Consider the following 24474-nt stretch of genomic DNA (forward strand, 5'->3'; position numbering starts at 1 on the left):
AGATCGCTCAACCACCCTGCGGCGCTTGCGCCGTTACACGTTTCACATGCTCAACCAGACCGGCAGCAGTGATCGCCGCAAATTGCCGTTCGCCACGCTCTTCTACGCGGACCCAGTCCGGACCCGGTTCACCGTCCAGGTTTGCCGTCCCCAGCCAGGCGAGCGTGCGCAGCAGCACGCTCATACGCACGCCCAGCTGCTTGCACAACTTCGCCAGAGACACGCCCTGAGGCGCGTCGGCCAGGGCGTGCAACAGCTGTGCGGTGAGCTGCGGATCAGCGGACAAGCACGGCCCCGATGTCGCGCGGCGCCGCATCGGCGGTCTCGGCGCGATGCGGCAGCACGATCACCGGAATCGACTTGGAGGTAGGCGTGCGCGCTTCGTCGGCGAAGCTGGACAGCGGCACCAGCGCGTTGGTTTCCGGGTAATAGGCCGCCAGGCAGCCACGCGGGATGTTGTAGTCCACCAGCAGGAAACGCCGCGCCTCGCGGCGTATGCCGTCCTCGCACAGACTTTCCAGGTCCACCCAGTCGCCGGCCTTCATGTTCAGTGCCGCGATGTCGGCACCATTGATGAACAGCACGCGGCGCTCGCCGAACACGCCGCGGTAGCGATCGTCCAGGCCGTAGATGGTGGTGTTGTATTGGTCATGCGAGCGCGTGGTGGCCAGCGTAAACACCATCTGATCGCCACGCGAACGCCGCGCACGATGGATCGGGTTGTCGGTCGGCACCGCATGCGATTTGAACACCGCACGCTGCTCGGGAGTGCCCCAGTTACGGTCGCGCGCGGTATTGGACAGGCGGAAGCCGCCCGGCGTGCGCACCCGCTGGTTGAAGTCGGCAAAGTCCGGGAACACCTGCGCGATCAGGTCGCGGATGCGGTCGTAGTCGCCCACCAGCCAGCGCCAGCGGATCGCGCTGCGCGCTCCCAGGGTGGCTTCGGCCATGCGTGCCACGATCGCCGGCTCGGACAACAGGTCCGGCGAGGCCGGCGGATTGATGCCGGCCGACAGGTGCACCATGCTCATCGAATCTTCCACCGTCACGCCTTGCGAGCCGGCCTCCTGGATATCGATTTCGGTGCGCCCCAGGCATGGCAGGATCAACGCATCGCGTCCGTGCACCAGGTGACTGCGATTGAGCTTGGTGGTGACGTGGACGGTGAGCTCGCAGTTGCGCAGCGCGCGGTGGGTGGCATCGGTATCCGGCGTGGCCGCAGCGAAGTTGCCGCCCATTGCGAAGAACACCTTGCCGCGCCCATCCAGCATCGCTTCGATGGCACCAACGGTGTCGAAGCCGTCGGCCCGCGGCGGCGCGAAGCCGAACACCGACTGCAGCTTGTCCAGGAACGCGGCCGGCGGCTTTTCGTAGATCATCATCGTGCGGTCGCCCTGCACGTTGCTATGCCCACGCACCGGGCACACGCCTGCGCCGGGGCGGCCCAGATGGCCACGCAGCAACAACAGGTTGGTGATCATGTGGATGGTGGCCACCGAATGCTTGTGCTGGGTGATGCCCATGCCCCAGCACGCGATCACACGCTCGGCCTTCAGATAGATCTCGCCGGCCTTGCGCAGCGCCGCCTCGTCCAGGCCGGATTCTTCGATGATGGTGCCCCAGCTTTCCGCATGCACATCGGCGGCGAAGGCGTCGAAGTTGGCGGTGTGCTCGGCGATGAACTCCAGATCCAGCAACCGCGGCGTGCCGTCGCGCTGTGCCTGCGCATCGCGTTCGAGCACATGCTTGATGATGCCCTTGATCGCGGCCAGGTCGCCGCCGATCTTGAGCTGGAAATAATCCGAGGCGATGCGCGTGGAGCCGTTGTGCAGCATCTCCAGCTTGTCCTGCGGGTCGGCAAACTTTTCCAGCCCGCGCTCACGCAGCGGATTGAACGCCGCAATTGCTGCGCCGCGCTTGGAGGCCTGGCGCAACTCGCCCAGCATGCGCGGATGATTGGTGCCGGGATTCTGGCCGAAAATGAAGATGGCATCGGCCAGTTCGAAATCGTGCAGCGACACCGTGCCCTTGCCCACGCCGATCTGCGACCGCAGCGCGGTGCCGGAGGGCTCGTGGCACATGTTGGAGCAGTCGGGGAAGTTGTTGGTGCCGAACTCGCGCACGAACAACTGGTACAGGAACGCCGCCTCGTTGCTGGTGCGCCCGGAGGTGTAGAAGATCGCCTCGTCCGGGCTCGCCAGGCCGTTGAGATGGCTGGCAATGTGCGCGAAGGCATCGTCCCAGCTCACCGGCACATAGTGGTCGGTGGCCGCGTCGTAGCGCATCGGCTGGGTCAGGCGGCCCTGCCCTTCCAGCCAGTAGTCGCTGTACTGCGACAACAGGCCGACGCTGTGCGAGGCGAACAACTCGGCCCCGGCACGGCGCGCGGTGGATTCGGCCGCCACGGCCTTGGCGCCGTTCTCGCAGAATTCGAAGGTGGAGGTGTGATCGCGGTCGGGCCAGGCGCAGCCGGGGCAGTCGAAGCCATCCGGCTGGTTGGCGTGCAGCAGCGTCTTGGCGCCCTGCACCGCGATGTCCTGTTCCATCAGGTGCTTGGCGACCGAGCGCAATGCGCCCCAGCCGCCAGCGGGATTGTCGTACTGCTTGATGGTCTTCTTGCTCATGCGGGCTCTCCCACTGCAACGCCCAGGTTCAGGCGCTGCGGATGGCTGTAAACGACACAATCGTGATCGCGGGCAAACCCGATCAGGGTCAGGCCCGTACTGTCGGCCAGGCCGATCGCCAGCGCGGTGGGCGCGGAGATCGCTGCAAGCAGCGGTATCCGGGCCTGCGCGGCTTTCATGGCCATCTCGTAACTGGCGCGGCTGGTGACGACCGCAAATCCCTGCGATGCATCGATGCGCGCGTGCGCCAATGCACCGATCAACTTATCCAAGGCGTTATGCCGGCCGACGTCTTCGCGCACCAGCCGCACCCCACCCTCGGCATCGGCCCACCCGGCCGCGTGCACCGCGCCGGTCTGCGCGGCGATTGGCTGCTGCGCGTGCAGCCCAGCCAGCGCGCGCGCCAATGCATCCGTCTCGATCCGCAGTTCGGAGTGCACGACCGGAGGCACGCGCAGCACCGCCTCGATCGACTCGTTACCGCACACCCCGCAACCGCTGCGCCCGTCCAGGTTGCGCCGCCGCTGGTCCAACGCGGCGGCGCGCTCGGGCGGGATCTCGATCTGCAGCGAAGCGCCTTCCAGGAAGGTCTCCACCGCGACCACGCGCAGGTCCTGCGGGCGGTCGATGATGCCCTCGCTCAGCGAGAATCCCAGTGCGAAGTCTTCCAGGTCTTCCGGCGTGGCCATCATCACCGCGAACGGCACCTGGTTGTAGATCAGCGCGACCGGCATTTCGGCCGCCACCTGGTCCTGCACCGTGGCACCGCGCCCGCCGCGATGGCGGAACACCGTGCGCACCACACTGCCAGGGCGCACCGAGCGGGAAGACGGGGTGGTCATCTCACCTCAATGGAACAGCACGAAGGCTTTCTGCAGCGTGACCCAGATGCCGAACAGCATCGGGATACCCACTGCCAACCAGGCAAACGCCACCAGCGCGGGATTGCCGCCGTGACCGATACGCGCCATCTGCTCCGGCGGCAGCACCGCGTGCCCGCTGCGGTCGACCTTTTCGTGCGCCAGCTGCTTTTCGCGCGCCAGTTCGTCGGGCGTCATGAAATGACGCGCGGCCACCGGGCGCACCAGCAGATTGCAGATCAGGCCGAGCACGAGCATGCCGGCGAGGATGTACATGGTGGTGTTGTAGACCTGTGACGGCGGGCTGCCGTGGGCCAGCTGGTACTCGCGCATGTATCCCACCACCACCGGGCCGAGGATGCCGGCGGTGGCCCAGGCGGTCAGCAGACGGCCGTGGATGGCGCCCACCATCTGGGTGCCGAACAGGTCGGCCAGATACGCCGGAATGGTGGCGAAGCCGCCGCCGTACATCGACAGGATGATGCAGAAGATGCCCACGAACAGCGCGATACCGCCCACGCCACCGGCCGACGGCGCTGCCGCGTACAGGCAGATACCCAGCACGAAGAACAGCGTGTAGGTGTTCTTGCGGCCGAGCTTGTCGGACATGCTGGCCCAGAAGAAGCGGCCACCGATGTTGAACAGGCTGAGCAGGCCGGTGAAGCCGGCCGCGATGGCCGCGATGCTGGCCAGCTGGGTCGGGTCCAGGCTGCCGAAGCCGATGTCCACACCGATCAGGCGGCCGCCGAACACTTCCTGCAGCATCGGCGAGGACATGCCGATCACACCGATACCGGCCGAAACGTTCAGGCACAGCACGCCCCACAGCAACCAGAACTGCGGGATGCCCCAGACCTTCTTTACGTGCACATGGTTGGCGGTGATCATCGCGTTGCTGCTGGCCACCGGCGCAGTCCAGCCGGCCGGGGTCCAGCCGCTCGGCGGCACGCGGTAGCCGAACGCGCCGGCCATCATGAAGACGAAGTACAGCGCCGCCATCACCAGGAAGGTTTCCATCACGCCCACCGAGGTAGGGGTGGCGAAATGGCGCATCAGCGCATCGGCCAGCGGGCTGCCGATCATCGCGCCGCCACCGAAGCCCATGATGGCCATGCCGGTCGCCATGCCGCGGCGGTCGGGGAACCATTTGATCAGGGTCGACACCGGCGAGATGTAACCCAGGCCCAGACCGATACCGCCGATCACGCCCGAGCCCAGCCACAGCATCCAAATCTGATGGAAGTGGATACCGGCTGCCGAGATCACCAGGCCGCCGCACCAGCACAGCGCCGAGACCACGCCGGCCTTGCGCGGGCCGGCACGTTCCAGCCAGCCGCCCCAGATCGCCGCCGAGCACCCCAACAGCACGAAGAACAGCGTGTACATCCACTGCAGTTCGCTGATCTTCCAGTCGCAGGTGGTGGCCACCACACGCGCGAACAGGCTCATGTCGGCCGGACACGCGATCGACTCAGTGATGCCCAGCGCCTTGGACAACGGCAACCAGAACACGCTGAAGCCGTATGCCATGCCGATGCACAGGTGGATCGCCAGCGCTGCCGGCGGCACCAGCCAACGATTGAATCCAGGACGCGCAACGATGCGCTCCTTGGACAGCAGACCGGCGTCAGCGCCGCTGGCTGTCGCCACGGTGGACCCTTGCGTCATTCCCATTTCCCCAAATAAAAGTGCGATGAACTGCGATGAATACGATTGACGGCTGCGATGGAGTGGCATGGTGCGATCAGGCCGGCGACAACAATCAGCCCCGCCAGGCGCCGGTCTGGCGCATCATCGGCGATCCTCGCGTCATTGCAATGCTCGGCATCGCCTCGCAGCGTTCCATCGCATTGCCACACCCACGCCACGCAAGCCTTCCTCGTCGTTAGCGGCCGGCTGTGCGACTAATTGACTAGTCCTTATTGACTAGATGGCGCTGCTGCCAGCGTTGGCTGGTGCGGTGCGACGAGCGGCCGGGCATCGGCCGGGGTGACGGCCAGGGCGCAGGCTGCCGTAGAGTCGGGCCATCCCCGTTATGGAGCCTGCGATGCACGACCACCCTTCGCACGAGACCGCCCACGCGTTGCAGGCGCCGCCGCAGCTGGACGCGTTCTGGATGCCGTTCACCGCCAACCGCCAGTTCAAGGCGCGCCCTCGCCTGCTGACCTCGGCAGCCGGCATGTATTACCGGGACGTCGACGGCCGCCAGATCCTGGACGGCACCGCCGGGCTGTGGTGCTGCAATGCCGGGCATGGCCGCGAGCGCATCGTGGCGGCGATCCGCGACCAGGCCGGCACGCTGGATTTCGCGCCCACCTTCCAGATGGGCTCACCGCTGCCGTTCGTGCTGGCGCAGCGGCTGGCGGCGATCGCCCCGCCGGGGCTGGGGCATGTGTTCTTCACCAACTCCGGCTCCGAAGCGGTGGACAGCGCGATGAAGATCGTGCTGGCCTATCACCGGCTGCGTGGCGAGGGCCAGCGCATCCGCTTCATCGGCCGCGAGAAGGCCTATCACGGGGTGGGTTTCGGCGGCATGTCGATCGGCGGGCTGCCCAACAACCGCAAGTGGTTCGGCCCGCTGCTGGCCGGCACCGACCATCTGCGCCACACCCTGGACCTGCAGCGCAACGCCTATTCGCGCGGGCTGCCGGCGCATGGCGCGGAGCTGGCCGACGATCTGGAGCGGCTGATCGCCCTGCACGATGCCTCCACCATTGCCGCGGTGTTCGTCGAGCCGGTGTCCGGCTCGGCCGGGGTGATCCTGCCGCCGGAAGGCTACCTGCAGCGGCTGCGCGAGATCTGCGACCGTCACGGCATCGTGCTGGTGTTCGACGAGGTGATCACCGGCTTCGGTCGGGTCGGCGAGGCATTTGCGGCGCAGCGCTTCGGCGTCACCCCGGACATCATCACCGCCGCCAAGGGGCTGACCAGCGGCACCGTGCCGATGGGCGCGGTGCTGGTGAACACCGCCATCCACGATGCCTTCATGCGCGGACCGGAGGCGGCGATCGAACTGTTCCACGGCTATACCTACTCCGGCCATCCGCTGGCCTGCGCGGCAGCATTGGCCACGCTGGACACCTACGCCGAAGAAGGCCTGTTCCAGCGCGCGATCACGCTCGGCCCGCACTGGGAACAGGCGCTGCACGGCCTGCGTGGGCTGCCGCATGTGATCGACATCCGCACCATCGGCCTGATCGGTGCGATCGAGCTGGCGCCACGCGACGGTGCGCCGGGGGCACGTGGCTATGCCGCGTTCGAGCGCTGCTTCCACGAAGGCGGCCTGCTGGTGCGGGTCACCGGCGATGTCATCGCACTGTCGCCGCCGCTGATCGTGACCCAGGAGCAGATCGGGCAGATGGTCCAGACCCTGGCCGGGATCCTGCGCACGCTGGACTGATGCCGCCAGGCCGGGCAGTCGCCCAGCGTGTCCGCGACGCCATCTGCCCGCTTGTGGTCCGCTCGCCTGGGCGGTGCGGATCGCCTTGCCCGGCAGGCCACACGCACCGCCCGCGGCCCGCGCGCAGGCCGCGGCCATCCAGTGGCAGGGCGCGCACCGGGCGCACGCGTGTCACGCGCGCAGGCGCCGCGTCAAGCGCGCAAAGCCGGGGCAGGCTCACTACAATGCCGGCCCCGTACTCCCCCGCAGTTGCCGCATGAACATCCTTGTCAAAGAAGAACTCAAGGCTTATATCGACCCGCTGACGCCCGATGAGCACGAGGCGCTGGAGCGCAGCCTGCTGGCCGAAGGCTGCCGCGACGCGCTGGTGCTGTGGGGGGAGGTGCTGGTGGACGGCCACAACCGCTATGGCATCTGCCAGAAGCACGGGCTGCCGTTCCAGACCGTGCAGAATCCGCGCTTCCAGTCGATGCAGGACGTGCATCTGTGGATGATCGAGCAGCACCTGGGCCGGCGCAGCGTCTCCGACTTCCAGCGCGGCGTGCTGGCACTGCGCAAGCGCGAGATCCTGGCCGCACGCCAGCGTATCCAGCGCGAGGCCGATGCCGCCGCCGAGGCGCCGGTGGTGGCCAACGCGCATGCACAGACCGACGGTGACGACAGCGCAGTGCGCGACACCCCCGCCGCGCACGCTGCCGAGGACACCGACAGCCCACCGTGGGAAGAAACCTCCACCCCGGTCAGCCGCGCCGAGCTGGCACGCGAGGCGCGCCTGAGCAGCAACCAGGTGGTCATGATCGAGCGCATCCACAAGCAGGCCGCCCCGGAAGTGGTGCAGGCGGTCAAGGCGGGCGAGATCTCGATCAGCGCCGCCGCTGCGGTAGCCACCCTGTCCGAAGACGAACAGCGCGCCGCCGCGCAGGCCGGCAAGGCCGAGCTCAAGCAGGCGGCCAAGCGCGTGCGCGATGCCAAGCGCAAGCCCAAGGCCGACGAGGCCGACGGTGGCGAGGCCGAACGCCGCGACCTCACGGCCTTGCAGCGCCGCGTCACCGAACTGGAGAACGAGAACGCCGCGCTGCAGTCCAAGGTCGCCGCCCTGCAAGCGCAGTTGGAGAGGCTGCGCGGCTGAGCGCGCGACGCGGCACAGGCGCAGGTAGTACGGGCAATCGTTCGGACTCGCCGGCGCGCGCCTGGCTGCGATGGGCCGACACCGGTGACGCCTCGTCGCGCCCAGGGGCGCTCCTACCTGTTTTTCGACGTCGTCGCAATCGCCAGTGGCACGCTTTGGGCAGCCCGCCTAGCCCCGTTGCCCGTCGTAGGAGCGCCCCTGGGCGCGATGGGGCTTTCGTGTAAAGCCACAGACGCAAGCGCCCCCCTGCCCGGCCAGCACCACCACAATCGCGACTGCCGAAGAGCCCACCACCGCTCCGCTGCAAGTGCCCATGGGAGGTGCCCTTGGCGCGACGACGCTTTCCCTGCAACAACACCGTGCACCAGCGGGCCGCCACTCCACGCATCAGCCAGTGATCGCCTCGCACAGACCCTGCGCTGCACAGGCAGTGACTGCATGCAAGCCATCGCAACCGCCAGGCATGCCCTGCCGTGTCGCGGCCTGACCGGCAATGCCGCGACACGCGAACGCGCCACCCACCGGGCGTGCCGCATATCCTCTCGCCTTCTCGCGCTGGCTGGCCGCACTCAACCGCTGCATGCGTCATCAAGCGCGGCCGTGGACATGTCCTGCTCAAGCGACTGGGTACACTCCGGACATGAAACCCAGCCCCAGCACGCCCCGCCCCGCCGATCCCCGCCGCGCCCAGTTGCAGCGCATGAAATTGCTGGCCGTGGCCTTGCTGCTGGCCATGTTCGCCGGCTTTTTGGTCAGCCACCTGATGGGCGAGCACGGCATCTGGGCCTGGGTCTCGGCCTTCTGCGAAGCGGCCACGGTCGGTGCATTGGCCGACTGGTTCGCGGTGGTGGCCCTGTTCCGCCATCCGATGGGTCTGCCGATCCCGCACACTGCCATCCTGCCGCGCGGCAAGGAGCGGCTGGCCGACGGCCTGGCGGTGTTCGTGCGCGACCAGTTCCTCGCCCCGGATGCGTTGATGGAAAAGCTGCGCGTCTTCGACCCGGCCAGCCGGCTCGGCGAATGGCTGGCCAAGCCCGAGCAGTCGCGCATGCTGGCGCAGATGGCGCGCGGCTGGATGCTGCAGGCGCTGGAGCTGCTGGACGAGGCCGCGGTGCGGCGTGCGATCCAGCGCTTCGTGATGGACCGCCTGCGCAAGTGGAATGCGGCCGTCACCGTTGGCGATGTCATGGCCTTGCTCACCACCGATGGGCGCCACCAGAAACTGCTGGACGAAGTGCTGCTGCGGCTGGGCGAGTGGCTGGACCAGGAACAGGTCAAGACCCGCGCCTCGGCACTGATCGTGCGCTACGCACGGCGCGAATGGCCCAAGCTGGTCGGCACTGTGAACTGGGTCAAGCCGATCGAAGAGATCGGCGACTCACTGGCCGACCGCATGGCACGTGCAGCGATCGAAGAATTGCAGGACATCCTCACCACACCCGAGCATCCACTCAGGCGCGACTACGAAACCTGGTTACAGGGCTACATCGCGCGGCTGCGCGATGAGCCGGACATGGCCGAACGCGTGGAAGCGCTCAAGCAGCGCGTGATCGACCATCCGGCATTGCAGGACCACGTGCAGGGCCTGTGGGGCGAAATCCGCACGGCATTGCGCAACGACCTGGCACGCGAGGAATCGTCGATGGCCGCGCACCTGGAGCGCTCCATGCAGTCGCTCGGCCAGGCGCTGTCGCAGGATCCGTCATTGCGCGAGGCACTCAACCAGCACATGCTGCAGGCTGCGGACAAACTCACCACACGGCTGCGTGCATCGGTCACCGACCATATTGCATCGACGATGAAAAGTTGGGACGAACGTCACCTCGTCGAACAATTGGAATTGGGTGTCGGACGCGATCTGCAATACATTCGCTTCAACGGCACCTTGGTTGGCGGGCTGATCGGTCTTGCCCTTCACGCATTATCGATCTGGCTATCGTTCTGATGCACTGAAACGAAGGTGAGCGCCCACCAGCAATGCAGGCAGGCCATGGGGAGACTTGTACGCAGCCGGATGATCGTCAAGCGGTACCACGCGGTCGACGTCACCGTCGGCCAGGACACTGGGCACGCAACAGGCAAGGCGAAGGAACGAGCATGCCGAATGGCCGTTGGAATCTGCGCAGGAAATATGGGCGCCGTGCCTTTATCTGTGCAGCACTGCTTCTCGCTGCCGGATTGATCGCCGCCATCGCGTCGGGCGTGTGGCTGCAACGGCATAACGAACTGGAGCGCGACCAGCGATTCCACTATGTGGTGCGCACTCTGGCGCGCAATATCAGCGAGCGCATGTATACCTTCGAGCACGGCCTGCGCGGTGCGCGCGGCGTGGTGATCGGCGCCGGCAGCGAGGTCATCAGCCGGGAACGTTTTACCTTGTACAGCCGCTCGCGGGATTATTCGCGCCAGTTTCCCGGCGTGCTGGGATACGGCTATATCCATCGCGTGCCCCCCGCCGACGAGGCGCAGTTCCTGGAAACCGCCCGTGCCGATGGTGCGCCGGACATCCATCGCCGCGCGCTGGCACCGTGGGATGGCGAGCGCTACATCGTGCTGTATTTCGAGCCGGAATCGTCCGGCAACCGGCCCATCGGCCTGGACATCGCATCCGAACCGCGCCGACGTGCGGCAGCCCTGCAGGCCGCACGCAGCGGCGAACCGACCATGACCTCGCCGGTCTCGCTGTCGGGCTACCGCGTGCCCAGCGAAAGCGGCTTTCTGGTGCTGCTGCCGGTGTATCGCGAAGGCATGCCCTTGCAGACCCCGCAACAGCGCATGGCAGCGACCAACGGCTGGGTGTATGCGCCCTTCAGTGTCGAGCAGATGGTGCGCAGCGCACTGGGCGAGCGCGACGACGTGGCGCTGGATCTGTCCGATCGCAACGAGCCCACCCACAACTTCTACCGCAGCGGGACGCCTACCCGCGACAGCGCGCGGTGGCGGCCGGTGGTGCAGCTATTGCCCATCTACGGCCGCACCTGGGTCATCACCGCCCATCCCACCGCCAGCTTCGTCGCATCGCTCAACCAGACCCCGCCATGGCTGGTCGGCGGACTGGTGATGGCAACCTCGGCGCTGCTGGCTGCATTGCTGGGGCTGTACTTCAGCAACGGCTTGCGCCGCGAGGAAGTGCTGCGCAAGCAGATGGAACTGGCAGCCCTGGTCAGCCATTCCAGCGAAGCCATCGTGGCCGAGACCCCGGATGGCCGCATCACGCACTGGAATCCCGCCGCAGAAACGATGTTCGGCTATCCCGCGGACGATGCGATCGGCCAGGATCTGGGCATGCTGCTGTCGCCGCAACCGTATGCGATGCCGGAGATCGACCAGCCCGACCAGGCGCATCCGGTCAACGCGTCTGCGGCGCTGAGCGTGCGCCACCGCGACGGGCATCAGGTGCACGTGCTGGCCAGCAAGGCGCCGATCATCGAAGCGAACGAAACCCTCAGCGGTCACTCGCATTTCTTCCGCGACATCTCCGAGCGAGTGCGCTCGCACCAGCGTATCGTCGATCTCAACGCCTCGCTCGAACACCAGGTGGCCGAGCGCACCAGTGAGCTGGTGAAGTTCTCGGTCCTGCAACGCGCGATCCTGGCGCATGCCGGCTACGCCATCATCGCCACCGATTCCAGCGGATTTGTCACGCTGTTCAATCCCGCCGCAGAAAAACTGCTGGGCTACAGCGCCGATGATGTGATCGGCCGACGCAAGGCCAGCCAGTTCGTCGAACACGACGATCTGCACGAGCGCGCGCACCTGCTGTCCGAACAGACCGGCACGCCGGTGGCGCCGACACTGGAAGCGGTGGCCGCACTGACCAGCCTGGGCCGTAGCGATACCAGCGAGTGGACCTATGTCAGCCACGACGGTCGCCGCCTGCCGGTGCTGCTGACGCTGAGCACCCTGCGCGACGACAACGATCAGGTGATCGGCTATCTCGGCGTGGCGGTGGATCTCACCGAGCAGAAGCTGCACGAGAAGCAGCTGCGGCTGGCGATGGATGCGGCCAAGAGCGCCAACCAGTCCAAGTCCGATTTCCTGGCCAACATGAGCCATGAAATCCGCACCCCGATGAATGCCATCCTCGGCATGCTGTACCTGCTTCAACGCAGCGAGCTTCCCGGCGCCGCCCAGGACATGGTCATCAAGATCGACCGCTCCGCGCGCAGCCTGCTGGAGATCATCAACGACATCCTGGACTTCTCCAAGATCGAAGCCGGGCGCATCGACCTGGAGCGTGCGCCATTCGACCTCAACCAGCTGTTCGACAACATCGCCGACCTGATGCGCTCCTCGCTCAGCGCCAAGCCGGTGGAGATGATCGTCGAGCCCTTGCCGCGCGACAGCCGCTGGCTGCTGGGCGATGCACTGCGCATCAACCAGGTGCTGGTCAACCTGGTTGGCAACGCGATCAAGTTCACCGAACAGGGCGAAGTGGTGCTGTCGGTGCGGCGCTTCCCCAGCGGCGACCCCAACAAGGTCAAGCTGCTGTTTTCGGTACGCGACACCGGCATCGGCATTTCCAAGGAAAAGCAGAGCCTGATCTTTTCCCCGTTCCTGCAGGCCGATACCTCCACCAGCCGGCGCTACGGCGGCAGCGGTCTGGGCCTGACCATCAGCCGACGGCTGATCGAGCTGATGGGTGGTGCACTGGAAGTGGAGAGCGTGCCCGGCCGCGGCAGCGAGTTCTACTTCGTGGTGACGCTGGAGAAATCCGCCCCGCCGGCCGCGCAGAGCGATGCACCGCTGCCACCGCCGGAGACGATGCCGCGCGTGCTGATCGCCGACGACCACGATGCCGCGCTCAACAACCTGGTGCGCATCGCCACCGATCTTGGCTGGCGGGTGGATGCGGTGGCCAGCGGCCAGGCCGCATTGGCCGCGATCGAACAGGCCGCCGAGCCCTACGACATCTTCCTGCTCGACTGGCGCATGCCCGACATCGACGGCGTGGCCATCGCACGCCAGATCCGCGCGCGCGCCGCGCCCGGCCCGCATCCGGTGATCGTGATGGTCACCGCCTACGAACGCCGCCTGCTGGAGCAGCATCCCGAGCAGCAGGACCTGGACGCGGTGATGACCAAGCCGGTGACCAGCGGGGCACTGCATCGCCTGGTGGAACAGCTGGCCGACGCGCGCCCCGGCGCTCGTCCTGCTGCGCCCACCTTCGTGGCGCGGCGACTGGAAGGCGCGAACCTGCTGCTGGTGGACGACAGCGAAATCAATTGCGAGGTGGCGCAGCGCATTCTCGAAGGCGAAGGCGCCATGGTCACCGTCGCCCACGATGGCGAGCAGGCGGTCAACGTGCTCAAGCGCGCGCCGGAGCTGTTCCAGCTGGTGCTGATGGACGTGCAGATGCCGGTGGTGGACGGTTACGAAGCCACCCGCAGGCTGCGCCAGATCCCGGCCCTGGCCAGCCTGCCGGTGATTGCCCTCACTGCCGGCGCCTTCCGCCCGCAGCAGGAAAAAGCCCTGGAAGCCGGCATGAACGGTTTTATCGCCAAGCCGTTCAACGTGGAGGAACTGGTCACCGCGATCCGCCATTTCATGCACCCGGGGATGCGCCGCATCCCGTCGCTGCCGCACGAGACCGCCAGCAACGATGGCCCGGAATGGCAGCACAGCGACCCGGAACTGCTGGACGCCGCGCGCGCGCAGCCTGTGGCGCGAGCGCGAGCCGTATGCTCGCTATCTGCGCAAGCTGCTGCGCGAAAACCCGGACCCGGCCGGTGTGGCGGCCGAGCATCTGCGCAACAACGAGTTGCCGGCGATCGGCGCCATGGCGCACAAGCTGCGCGGCGCGGCCGGGTCGCTGGCGCTGCCGGCCCTGGCCGGCGCCGCAGGCGATCTGGAAACGCGCATCGAGGACGGCCATGACATCACCGCCGCATTGACGGCGCTGCAGGACATCATGCAGCGCACGGCCGATGCGATTCGCGCCTTCCTGCAGCACGACGATGACGCGGCCAGCGGCGACGATGGCGAGACCGCGCTCGATACGGACAGCGTGCAGATCCTGGAAGCGGCCTTCGCCAGCGACGATGCCGACAAGATCGACCATGCTCTGTTGATCTGCGCGCCTCGCCTGGCGCGCACGCTGCAGGAAGAACTGCAACGGGCGGTGGAGGATTTCGATTTCCGCCGCGCCGAAGCCACCCTGCGCGACTGGCAGGCCACCCACCCACGCTGAAGACGATCTCCCGCGCCTGCTGCAAGGACCTCTCCATGCCGTCCCGTCCCCTGCTCTGTGTCGACGACGAGTCCAGCAACCTGGCGACGCTGCGCCAGTTGTTGCGCGACGACTTTCCGCTGGTATATGCCAAATCGGGTGGCGAAGCGCTGGAAGCAGTGAGCCGGCATTGCCCGGCGTTGATCCTGCTGGACGTGGAATTACCGGACATGGACGGCTACGCGGTGGCACGCACGCTCAAGCAACAGCCCTCCAGCAGCGCCATCCCCATCCTATTCGTCACCTCGCGCAACAGCGCGCACGACGAACGCGCCGGGCTGGAGGCGGGCGCCGCCGATTACGTCAGCAAGCCCTACTCGCCCGCGCTGCTCAAGGCCCGCATCGGCACCCAGCTCAAACTGGCCGAATGCGGGCGCCTGGCGCAGCACTACCGCGATGCCATCCATCTGCTGGGCACCGCCGGCCAGGGCCAGGATGTGGACACCGGCGCACATATCTGGCGCATGGCCGCGTATGCCTGCGTGCTGGCCGAAGCGGCGGGCTGGTCGCCGCAGCAGGCGCAGTTGTTGCAGGATGCCGCACCCTTGCACGACGCCGGCAAGATCGCCGTGCCCGGCAGCATTCTGCACAAGCCCGATGCGCTGGACGAGCACGAGCGCTCGGTGGTGCGGCAGCATCCGCAGGCCGGCCACGACCTGCTGCGCCACGGACGCGGGCCGGTGTTCCAGCTGGCCGCGGAAATCGCGCTGCATCATCATGAATGCTGGGATGGCAGCGGGTATCCCAAGGGATTGTCCGGCGATGCCATTCCCGAATCTGCACGTATCGTGGCAGTGGCCGACGTGTTCGACGCGCTGTGCGGGCGGCGCGCCTACAAGGCGCCGTGGACGGTGGAAGACGCCATGCGCAAGCTGGAAAGCATGTCCGGCAAGCAGCTGGAACCACGCCTGGTGCTGCATTTCCGCGAAGCGCTGCCGCAGATCCTGCAGATCAAGGACGCCTGGGACAGCCCGATGCCACAGCGCTGATTTGGGGAGCTCAGACAAGTGCCCGTTCGCGATGTCAGGCTGGCTGTCTTCCGCCGCACCCTCACCCCACCCCCTCTCCCGCAGGGAGAGCGGCTTTCCCCAGGGGCGATCCCTGTCCGCGTGCGGCATCTTGATCCTTCTCCCTTCGGGAGAAGGTGGCGCGCAGCGCCGGATGAGGGTGCGGGTAGCTGGGGGGAGAACATGCCGACGATGCATCACTTCGCGCATCCTATATCGCCATCGCGCGCTCGCCTCATCACCGGCCGCTTAGCCGAAACCTTTGCATCACGCCAACACCCGCCACCAGACCACCGCGTCTGCACCGACAAGCACGCACTGTTACCCACGTGCGCTTGAACCCCACCCCACACCCGCGGACAATAGCCATGTTGCGCCGCACAACACCGTGCGACGCGGGCCGATCCGGCTGCCGTTGCGGCGCCGTCCACGTGGCCCGGCAACCGAGAGTCCGATGTCCTCCAGCGTGTCCGAGGCCGGCGCCATGCCGCCGTCCTACCCCGATTACCGCATCATTTCGCTGATCCTGGCCTGCGCCATCTTCATGGAGCAGATGGACGCCACCGTGCTGGCGACCGCGCTGCCGACCCTGGCGCGCGACTTCGGCGTCGCCGCACCGGCCATGAGCATTGCCATGACCAGCTACCTGCTGACATTGGCGGTGCTGATCCCGGCCAGCGGCGCGATCGCCGACCGCTTCGGCCTGCGCCGGGTGTTCGGCGCCTCCATCTGGGTGTTCGTCGGCGGCTCGATCCTGTGTTCGCTGGCCGACAGCCTGCCCACCATGGTCGCCGCCCGCGTGTTGCAGGGCGCCGGCGGGGCGATGATGGCGCCGCTCGGCCGGCTGATCCTGCTGCGCACGGTGGAGCGCCGCCACCTGGTGTCGGCGATGGCGTGGACGCTGGTGCCGGCCTTCATCGGCCCGATGCTGGGCCCGCCGCTGGGCGGGTTTTTCGTCTCGTATCTGGATTGGCGCTGGATCTTCTACATCAACGTGCCGATCGGCATCGCCGGTTTCCTGCTGATGCGCCGCTTCATCCCGGAGATTCCCAGCGAATCGGTGCCGGCGCGGTTCGACCTGCGCGGCTTCGTGTTGTGCGGCACCGCGCTGGGCTGCCTGCTGTTCGGCCTGGAGATGGTCAGCCAGCACGACGGTCTTGGCGTGGCCAGCTGGCTGCTGGCGATCGGCGCCAGCGCGGCCATTGGCTATCTGTGGCATGCACGCCACCACCCCGCTCCGCTGCTGGACCTGACCCTGCTGCGGATCGACTCGTTCCGGTTGTCGGTGATCGGCGGCGCGTTGATGCGTATCACCCAGGGCGCGCATCCGTTTCTGTTGCCGCTGCTGTTCCAGATCGGCTTCGGCTTCAGCGCCGCGCACAGCGGCCGGCTGATCCTGGCCACTGCGCTGGGCGCACTGCTGATGCGCAGCATCACTCCGCAGCTGCTGCGCCGCTTCGGCTACCGCAACAGCCTGATCGGCAACGGCGTGCTGGCCAGCCTGGGCTACATGGTATGCGCGCTGTTCCGCCCCGACTGGCCGCCGGCGCTGATGGCCGGCCTGCTGCTGTGCTGCGGCGCGTTCATGTCGTTCCAGTTCGCCGCCTACAACACCATCGCCTACGAAAGCGTGCCCACCGCGCGCATGAGCCGCGCCAGCAGCCTGTACACCACGCTGCAGCAGTTGATGCTGTCGGTCGGCGTCTGTGCTGGCGCGATGATCCTCAACCTGGCGATGCTCGCCGGCGGTCACGCCCAGCCCCTGCAAGGGGACTTTTCGCTGGCTTTCTGCGTGGTCAGCCTGATCTCGCTCAGCGCCACCTGGTGGCATGTGCGCTTCGACAAGCATGCAGGGCAGGAAATGAGCGGGCATCGGGCTTAGGGACCCTCTGAACAACGCCTTCAGGCCTGCCAGCAGGAGCGACTGATGCAGACCTGGCTAGACGCGCGGGTGACGCAGTCGTTCTAACTGCTGAAAGCGCGCAAAAGTCCGGTCCGCTCAAATCGGCAGCGAATGAAGGTAAGCACGTCATTTTTCTAGGCCGAGATTTTGAATCCAGTGGCATGAGTCTAGAGCGTGTTATGAACTTTGAAGTAGAGACGCGGCATTTCCAAGCATGAGAATGGAGAAGACGACGAAGTGGAGTCCAGCCAGAGTTTCCGGCAGGCGTTCGTAATCACGGGCCAGGCGTCGGAATCGATTGACCCAGCCGAAACTGCGCTCCACGACCCAACGGCGCGGTAGCAATACAAAGCCTTTCTTGGCCTCNGTTTCCGGCAGGCGTTCGTAATCACGGGCCAGGCGTCGGAATCGATTGACCCAGCCGAAACTGCGCTCCACGACCCAACGGCGCGGTAGCAATACAAAGCCTTTCTTGGCCTCCGGCAGTTTTACGACGTGCAGTTCGATACCTTCCTCCTGCGCGGCTTCGCCTGGTCCTTCGCCTGTGTGGCCTTGATCGACGAACGCAAGTTTTACCGTCTCGCCCGTGACATGCTGAACTTCCTGCGCCAGCGATCGCACTTGGGCGCGTTCCTGCTCGTCGGCTGGGGTGACCTGCACTGCTAGCAGGTGGCCGAGCGTATCCACCGCCATGTGCACCTTGCTGCCTTTCTTGCGCTTGTAGCCGTCATAGCCAGCACGTGGTCCGCTTTCGCATGTGGACTGTAGCGTTCGGCCATCCATGATCACGGCGCTGGGCTGCCCCTGCTTGCCTTGCGCCACTCGCAAGATCGAACGCAAGTCGTTGACCATGGCCTCAAAGCAGCCAGCCTGCAACCACCGCTGGGTTTGCTGGTAGACCGCCTCCCACGGCGGAAACTCGTGGGGAATCAAGCGCCAGGGCGCCCCGGCTCGCGCCATCCAGCGCAACGCATTGAACATCAAGCGCAGGTCATACTTGCGCTGCCGTGCCTGCGGATCCATCAGCGTCAAGTAGGGGGCAGCGAAGGCCCATTCTTCATCGGATACGTCGGTCGGATAGGGGCGTGCTGGCTTCATCTGCTTACGATAACCGCGCAAGCCTCAAGTTCATAACACGCTCTANAAGTAGGGGGCAGCGAAGGCCCATTCTTCATCGGATACGTCGGTCGGATAGGGGCGTGCTGGCTTCATCTGCTTACGATAACCGCGCAAGCCTCAAGTTCATAACACGCTCTAGGGATGTACGTTGCTCACAGGTTGAGATCGTTGGGATAGGCATTTTCTCTTATGCCCATGAAGAGCTAGAACGAGAACTTGCTTAGCATCCTGGGAGCCTCTGAACGGCGCACCCAGGATGCGCGACGCGATGAATGACGTTAGCAATGCACCTTATGACGTAGCTGCAATACGTTCTTGCAAGGCATAGAGCGATTCTTTTCCCGATTCAGTAAGCGCACGCGACGCGTAGAGCAAGCGATCGGTGAGCTGCCCCCCCAGGCCAGATTGGCCAGCCTCACGGGCTGCCTCGCTGGCATGCAGCACTTCCAGCACACCATGCAGTCCGACCAGGCAATGATCGATATGCGCGCATTTGAGAGCCAGGCCAAATTGCATCGGCAGATCAGACCAATGGAGGCCGTTGGTGGCCTCCGCACCACGTGACTCGGACAGGCGACGGAAGAACACGTCCTCACGCGCATCAGCATGATCGGCCACGGGGTGGGCGGTCGGCTGCGAGGCGGTTGCGGCAGTGGCCGAATGGGCAGAAGTAGTACGCGGCATGAAGGATCTCCTTGGAGAGTGGAGAGCACCGCCATCGTTGACCGGCGCTCGTGCGCCTTGGATTTCGGGCTTCCACACCCGTCTGCAGGATCCACTGCAGCAAGGTGATACTCATCGGACTACTCGACAGTGTCAAGAAGCCCGGGATTGTTCACCTACCCGCGTGCGTTGCCTGACATGCCTCTGGCATGCAGAAATGCCCACAGAAAGGCAGCGCGCGTGTCGTCGCTAACCGGCTGTGGACCACCACGCGATTGGTCACACCCGGACGACGGACTGGGCTCGCGATCGTACGGAGCAATTCCGCATATAAACAAGGCGACCCTTGGGCCGCCTTGTGCATGGGCAGACAACTCCATAACTGCACCAGCTCAGCCAAGGTGATGGCGAAGCACCTGCTCCGCCATCACCTCGCTGCACGTCATTACACCCCGTGCGCGGCCAACTGCCCAAGCCGCTGCACCGCCACCGAGACGGTGGGGTAATCCAGGGTCTTCTGCTCGGCCACGTCGGCCAGCATGGCCAGAGTGAAGCGCAGGCTGGAGTCGTCGCGTGCCATCCAGTTGGCGACCTTGTCCTCGGCGCTGCTGCCCGGCATACCCAGCACCTGACCCATCAGCGCACGCTGATGCGCTGCCAGTTCGTCGCGCAGCACGCCACGTGCCACCGCATGCCAGCGGCCATTGACCTCCAACGCGTCGATCTGCTCGAACAACCACGGCAGGCGCAACGCATCGCCCAGGCGAAAATGCACCTTGGACACTTCCACCGGCTTGAGCTTGCGGGTGCGTGCGGTTTCGATGATGTCGAACGCCGGTTCCAGATAGCGCAACTCGGACAGCTGCTGCGCCAGTGCTGGCGGCAGGCCCTTGTCCTGCCATTCCTGCACACTGGCTTCGTACAGCGGCCGCTGGGTGTCGGACAACACGCCCGACGCCACGCGGATATCGTTGAACGGACCGTGATACCGCTCCACCGCCGCCGTGATGCCCGGCATCTGGCCAGGACGCAGCAACAGCCAGCGCACGAACGAGCGTTGCAGGCGCCAGATCACTTCCAGCGCATCGATCTGCACCGACTCGGACACCTTGCCGTCCAGCGCATCGATCTGCGTCCACAGCGCGCGCGCATCCAGCGTTTCGCGGCTGATGGTGTAGGCCTTGGCCACCTCGCCGATGCTGCGGCCGGTGTCTTCCTGCATGCGCATCAGGAAGGTGGCGCCCATGCGATTGATGGTGGTGTTGGTCACCGCGGTAGCGATGATTTCGCGCTTCAGGCGATGGCGCTCCATCGCATCGGCGTACTTCTTCTGCAGCGGCTGCGGGAAGTAGCGCTGCAATTCCTTGGACAGGTACGGATCTTCCGGAATATCCGATTCCAGCAACTGCTGGAACGCCACCAGCTTGGAATACGACAACAGCACCGACAGTTCCGGCCGGGTCAGGCCCTGGCCACGCGCCTTGCGTGCCGACAGCTCGGCATCGGACGGCAGGAACTCGATCTGCCGGTCGAGCAGGCCCTGCAGTTCCAGCGTGCGGATGAAATGCTGCTTGGAGCCCAGTCGCTTGACGCTCATGCGCTCCATCAGGCTGATGGCCTGGTTCTGCCGGTAGTTGTCCCACAGCACCAGATCGGCCACTTCGTCGGTCATCGACGCCAGCAGCGTGTTGCGCGCGTCATAGGTCAGCTTCTTGGCCTGCACCATGTCGTTGAGCAGGATCTTGATGTTGACCTCGTGATCGGAGGTGTCCACGCCGGCCGAGTTGTCGATGAAGTCGGTATTGAGCAGCACGCCGGTCTGCGCCGCTTCGATGCGGCCGAGCTGGGTCAGGCCCAAGTTGCCGCCCTCGCCCACCACCTTGCAGCGCAACTCGCCGCCATTGACGCGCAGGCCGTTGTTGGCGCGATCGCCCACATCGGCATGCGATTCGCTGGCTGCCTTGACGTAGGTGCCGATACCGCCGTTCCAGAACAGGTCCACCGGCGCCTTGAGGATGGCGTTCATCAGCTCGTTGGGCGAAAGCTGCCTGACGTTGGCCTCCAGGCCCAGTGCCTCGCGCACCGGTGCGCTGAGGTCGATTGACTTGAGCGTACGCGGATAGATGCCGCCACCGGCGCTGATCAGTTTGGCGTCGTAATCGGCCCAGCTGGAGCGCGGCAGCTTGAACAGGCGCTCACGTTCGGCGAAGGAGACCGCCGCATCCGGGGTCGGGTCCAGGAAGATGTGGCGGTGGTCGAATGCCGCCAGCAGGCGGATATGCCTTGAGAGCAGCATGCCGTTGCCGAACACGTCGCCGGACATGTCGCCGATGCCAACCACGCTGAAATCCTGGCTCTGGCAATCGCGATCCATCGCACGGAAGTGGCGCTTGACCGATTCCCACGCGCCGCGCGCGGTGATGCCCATACCCTTGTGGTCGTAGCCCACCGAGCCGCCAGAGGCGAACGCATCACCCAGCCAGAAGCCGTGATCCAGCGCCAGGCCATTGGCGATGTCGGAGAACGTGGCCGTGCCCTTGTCGGCAGCGACCACCAGATACGGGTCGTCCTGATCGTGACGCACCACCTGCGGCGGCGGCACGATCTTGCCGCCGACGATGTTGTCGGTGATGTCGAGCAGGCCCTGGATGAACAGCTTGTAGCAGGCGATGCCTTCGGCCTGGATCGCATCGCGATCGCCGCCGACCGGCGAGCGCTTGACGTAGAAACCGCCCTTGGCGCCGACCGGCACGATGACCGTGTTCTTCACCATCTGCGCCTTGACCAGCCCCAGCACCTCGGTGCGGAAATCCTCGCGGCGGTCCGACCAGCGCAGGCCACCGCGCGCGACCGCGCCAAAGCGCAGGTGCACGCCTTCCACGCGCGGGCCGTAGACGAAAATCTCGCGGTACGGGCGCGGCTTGGGCAGGTCCGGCACCAGCGCCGAATCCAGCTTGAAGCTGATGCAGTGGCCGTGCTTTCCCTGTTTATCGGTCTGATAATAATTGGTGCGCAAGGTCGCATCGATCACGTCGATGAAGCTGCGCAGGATGCGGTCTTCGTCCAGGCTGGAGACGCGGTCCATCAGCTTCAGCAAGGTGGCGCGCGTGGCCTCCTGCTGCGCGGCGCGGTCGCTGCCGCGTGCCTCCAGCACCGGCTCCAGTGCCTTCAAGGTAGCGTCGTCGCCCCCTGCCAGTGCGGACAGTTCTTCGCGCAGGCGCTCCTGGCCGGCGAAGATCTGTGCCTTGGTTTCCGAGCCGGTGGACGGGTCGAAGCGCGCTTCGAACAGTTCCACCAGCAAACGTGCCAGCAACGGGTACCGGGCGAACGTGGCTTCGACGTAGGCCTGCGAAAACGGCACCGCGGTCTGCAGTAGATACTTGCAGTAGCCGCGCAGCAGCGCGACCTGACGCCAGTGCAGGCCGGCGGCCAGGATCAGGCGGTTGAAGCCGTCGTTTTCGGCATCGCCGTTCCAGATGCGCTCGAACGCTTCGCCGAAGCTGGCATCGGCACTGGCTGCATTGATCCTGCCGGCGGTGGATTCGACCTCGAAATCCTGGATATAGACCGGCGTTTCGCCCACCTGCAGCCGATATGGCCGCTCGGAGATCACGCGCAGACCCATGTTTTCCATCATCGGCATCGCATCGGACAACGGAATGTCATCGAGCTGGCGATACAGCTTCAGGCGCAGCCCTTCGCCGGCATCCAGGCGCATGCCATCGTCGCGACGGATGTCCTGCAGGCTCAGATGCAGGTCATCCGGGCCATCCAGCGTTGCCAGGTGTTCGACGTCGGACACCGCCGATTCGATCGACGAATCTTCGATATAGCCGGCCGGCAGCGCGCGGCCGAAGTTGGCCGCCATGCGCAGGCCATTGGCTTCGCCATGCCGGGCGACCAATGCCTCGCGCAGCGCATCGCGCCAGTTGCGCAGCAGATGCGCCAGCCGCGATTCGAGCTCGGTGGTGTTGAATTCCAGCGCCTCGCCGCTCTTGGGCCGCACGATCAGATGCAGCTGCGCCAGCCGCGATTCGCCCAGCACCACCGACGAGTCGATGTATTCGCCATGCAAGGCGTCTTTTAACAAAGCTTCGATACGCAGACGCACATCGGTGTTGAAGCGCTCGCGCGGGATGTACACCAGCGCCGAGATGAAGCGGCTGTACTTGTCGCGGCGCAGGAACATGCGGCTGCGCACGCGCTCCTGCAGGCCGAGAATGCCGATCGCGGTGCGGTACAGCTCTTCTTCGTTGGACTGGAACAGCTCTTCGCGCGGCAGCGTTTCCAGAATGTGGCGCAAGGCCTTGCCGCTATGGCTGCTCGGGGTCAGCCCGGACTTGCTCATCACGTATTCGTGGCGCTGGCGCACCAGCGGGATTTCCCACGGGCGGCGGTTATAGGCACTGGAGGTGAACAGGCCAAGAAAGCGCTGCTCGCCGACGATGCGGCCCTTGGCGTCGAACTCCAGGATGCCGATGTAATCCATGTAACCAACCCGGTGCACGCGCGAACGTGCATTGGTCTTGGTCAGGATCAATGCGTCCTTGAGCTTGGACGAGGCATTCAGGCCATGCGCCGCCAGCGTGGTGACCGGGCGTGCCGGCGAGGTGTCGTGACCGCGCATCAGGCCCAGCCCGGATTCTTCCACCGGTGCCAGCACGTCCTGCCCGCCCTGCTTCTCCACGCGGTATTCGCGATAGCCGAAGAAGGTGAAATGGTCGGACGCGGCCCAACGCAGGAATTCTTGCGCCTCGTGGCGGCTGATGTCGTCGATCGGCAGGCGCCGGGTGGCCAGGTCGTCGGCCAGCATCACCATCTTTTCGCGCATCGCGGCCCAGTCGTGCACGATGGCACGCACTTCGCCCAGCACCTTGCGCACCGCCGCTTCCACCTTGGGCATTTCATCGGCCGGCTGGCGGTCGATCTCCAGCACCATCAGCGACTCGCTCTTGCCCTCGCCCACCGCGGTCAGCTTGCCGGACTTGTCGCGCGCAATGCGCAGCACCGGGTGGCCCAGCACATGCACGCCGATACCCAGGTCCGACAGGGTCATGCTGACCGAGTCCACCAGGAACGGCATGTCGTCGTTGACGATCTGCAGCAAGGTGTGCGGCGACTCGTAGCCGTGGCTCTTCAAGGTGGGGTTGAACACCCGCACATTGACCGTGCCGGCCTTGCGGCTGCGCGCGAACTCCAGCATGTCCGACGCCAGCGCTGCCCACTGCTCGGGCGGGTGGCTCGGGAATTCGTCTTCCTCCATGCGCCGGTAGAAGTCGGCGGCGAACGCCTGGACCTCCGCCTGGCGGGCGGCCGGGTAGCGCTTGCGCAACGCGGCAAACACCGGCTCGAAGGTGACCGCCTGCGGTTCGGTGGCAAGCACGGGGACGGCACGTTCGGCGACCGGTTTGACCGACGTCGTGGACGATTTCGAAGCGGCTTTGTTGGCTGTCATGAGTAGAGCTGGAATGCTCGGTGGAAAACCTGAATTGTACCGATGGACCGTGATAACGCCTTGCTGCATAGCGCAAATGCACCGC

Annotated in this window: 13 protein-coding genes and 2 pseudogenes; 7 read left to right on the top strand and 8 right to left on the bottom strand. The window is 65.8% G+C overall.

What is annotated here, in order from left to right; translation table 11 throughout:
• Window positions 1–7: 7 nt before the first annotated feature.
• The 4 genes from XCSCFBP4642_RS0113170 to XCSCFBP4642_RS0113185 are packed head-to-tail and all read right to left on the bottom strand — an operon-like array spanning window position 8 to window position 5152.
• Window positions 8–286, bottom strand: a complete 279-nt coding sequence (locus tag XCSCFBP4642_RS0113170) for a hypothetical protein (RefSeq protein WP_029220202.1) — start codon at window positions 284–286, stop codon at window positions 8–10.
• Window positions 276–2624, bottom strand: coding sequence for an FdhF/YdeP family oxidoreductase (locus tag XCSCFBP4642_RS0113175; RefSeq protein WP_029220203.1), 2349 nt, complete (start codon window positions 2622–2624; stop codon window positions 276–278). The genes XCSCFBP4642_RS0113170 and XCSCFBP4642_RS0113175 overlap by 11 nt, the downstream gene beginning before the upstream one ends.
• The gene (fdhD, locus tag XCSCFBP4642_RS0113180; RefSeq protein ID WP_029220204.1) at window positions 2621–3466 is read right to left on the bottom strand and encodes a formate dehydrogenase accessory sulfurtransferase FdhD; all 846 of its coding nucleotides are present in this window, start codon (window positions 3464–3466) and stop codon (window positions 2621–2623) included. Before fdhD ends, XCSCFBP4642_RS0113175 begins: the two co-directional genes overlap by 4 nt.
• Window positions 3467–3472: 6 nt before the next feature.
• Window positions 3473–5152: an OFA family MFS transporter gene (locus XCSCFBP4642_RS0113185; protein WP_029220205.1), complete on the bottom strand. Its 1680-nt coding sequence runs from the start codon at window positions 5150–5152 to the stop codon at window positions 3473–3475.
• A gap of 35 nt (window positions 5153–5187) precedes the next feature.
• Here XCSCFBP4642_RS0113185 and XCSCFBP4642_RS0113190 point away from each other — a divergent pair, with 35 nt between their 5' ends.
• The 7 genes and pseudogenes from XCSCFBP4642_RS0113190 to XCSCFBP4642_RS0113220 all read left to right on the top strand — a co-directional run bounded on the left by XCSCFBP4642_RS0113190 (window position 5188) and on the right by XCSCFBP4642_RS0113220 (window position 17131).
• Window positions 5188–5373 carry a hypothetical protein gene (locus XCSCFBP4642_RS0113190; RefSeq protein ID WP_029220206.1) on the top strand — a complete coding sequence of 62 codons (186 nt, stop codon included), beginning with the start codon at window positions 5188–5190 and terminating at the stop codon, window positions 5371–5373.
• Between the two features lie 146 nt (window positions 5374–5519).
• Window positions 5520–6884: an omega-aminotransferase AptA gene (aptA, locus tag XCSCFBP4642_RS0113195; RefSeq protein WP_029220207.1), complete on the top strand. Its 1365-nt coding sequence runs from the start codon at window positions 5520–5522 to the stop codon at window positions 6882–6884.
• Between the two features lie 256 nt (window positions 6885–7140).
• The gene (locus tag XCSCFBP4642_RS0113200) at window positions 7141–8013 is read left to right on the top strand and encodes a hypothetical protein (protein ID WP_029220208.1); all 873 of its coding nucleotides are present in this window, start codon (window positions 7141–7143) and stop codon (window positions 8011–8013) included.
• Between the two features lie 640 nt (window positions 8014–8653).
• A complete protein-coding gene (locus tag XCSCFBP4642_RS0113205) occupies window positions 8654–9958 on the top strand; it encodes a DUF445 domain-containing protein (RefSeq protein ID WP_029220209.1) in 1305 nt (434 codons plus the stop codon).
• Between the two features lie 152 nt (window positions 9959–10110).
• Window positions 10111–14203 (top strand): annotated as a pseudogene (locus XCSCFBP4642_RS24785) (CHASE domain-containing hybrid sensor histidine kinase/response regulator).
• Window positions 14204–14238: 35 nt separating this feature from the next.
• The gene (locus XCSCFBP4642_RS0113215; RefSeq protein WP_029220210.1) at window positions 14239–15231 is read left to right on the top strand and encodes a response regulator; all 993 of its coding nucleotides are present in this window, start codon (window positions 14239–14241) and stop codon (window positions 15229–15231) included.
• A 472-nt stretch (window positions 15232–15703) separates the two neighbouring features.
• On the top strand, window positions 15704–17131 hold the full coding sequence (locus XCSCFBP4642_RS0113220) for a DHA2 family efflux MFS transporter permease subunit (RefSeq protein WP_029220211.1): 1428 nt from the start codon (window positions 15704–15706) through the stop codon (window positions 17129–17131).
• Window positions 17132–17329: 198 nt separating this feature from the next.
• Here the strand turns inward: XCSCFBP4642_RS0113220 and XCSCFBP4642_RS30790 are convergent, their stop codons facing one another.
• The 4 genes and pseudogenes from XCSCFBP4642_RS30790 to XCSCFBP4642_RS0113235 form a co-directional block, all read right to left on the bottom strand.
• Window positions 17330–17476, bottom strand: coding sequence for a transposase (locus tag XCSCFBP4642_RS30790; protein ID WP_425480195.1), 147 nt, complete (start codon window positions 17474–17476; stop codon window positions 17330–17332).
• Window positions 17477–17530: 54 nt separating this feature from the next.
• Window positions 17531–18250 (bottom strand): annotated as a pseudogene (locus tag XCSCFBP4642_RS24790) (IS5 family transposase); the annotation flags it as partial.
• Between the two features lie 312 nt (window positions 18251–18562).
• Window positions 18563–18859, bottom strand: a complete 297-nt coding sequence (locus XCSCFBP4642_RS27105) for a hypothetical protein (protein WP_084624811.1) — start codon at window positions 18857–18859, stop codon at window positions 18563–18565.
• A 520-nt stretch (window positions 18860–19379) separates the two neighbouring features.
• Window positions 19380–24389, bottom strand: a complete 5010-nt coding sequence (locus tag XCSCFBP4642_RS0113235; protein WP_029220214.1) for an NAD-glutamate dehydrogenase — start codon at window positions 24387–24389, stop codon at window positions 19380–19382.
• Window positions 24390–24474 lie beyond the last annotated feature (85 nt).

This window comes from Xanthomonas cassavae CFBP 4642, assembly GCF_000454545.1.
Classification (GTDB): Bacteria; Pseudomonadota; Gammaproteobacteria; order Xanthomonadales; family Xanthomonadaceae; genus Xanthomonas; species Xanthomonas cassavae.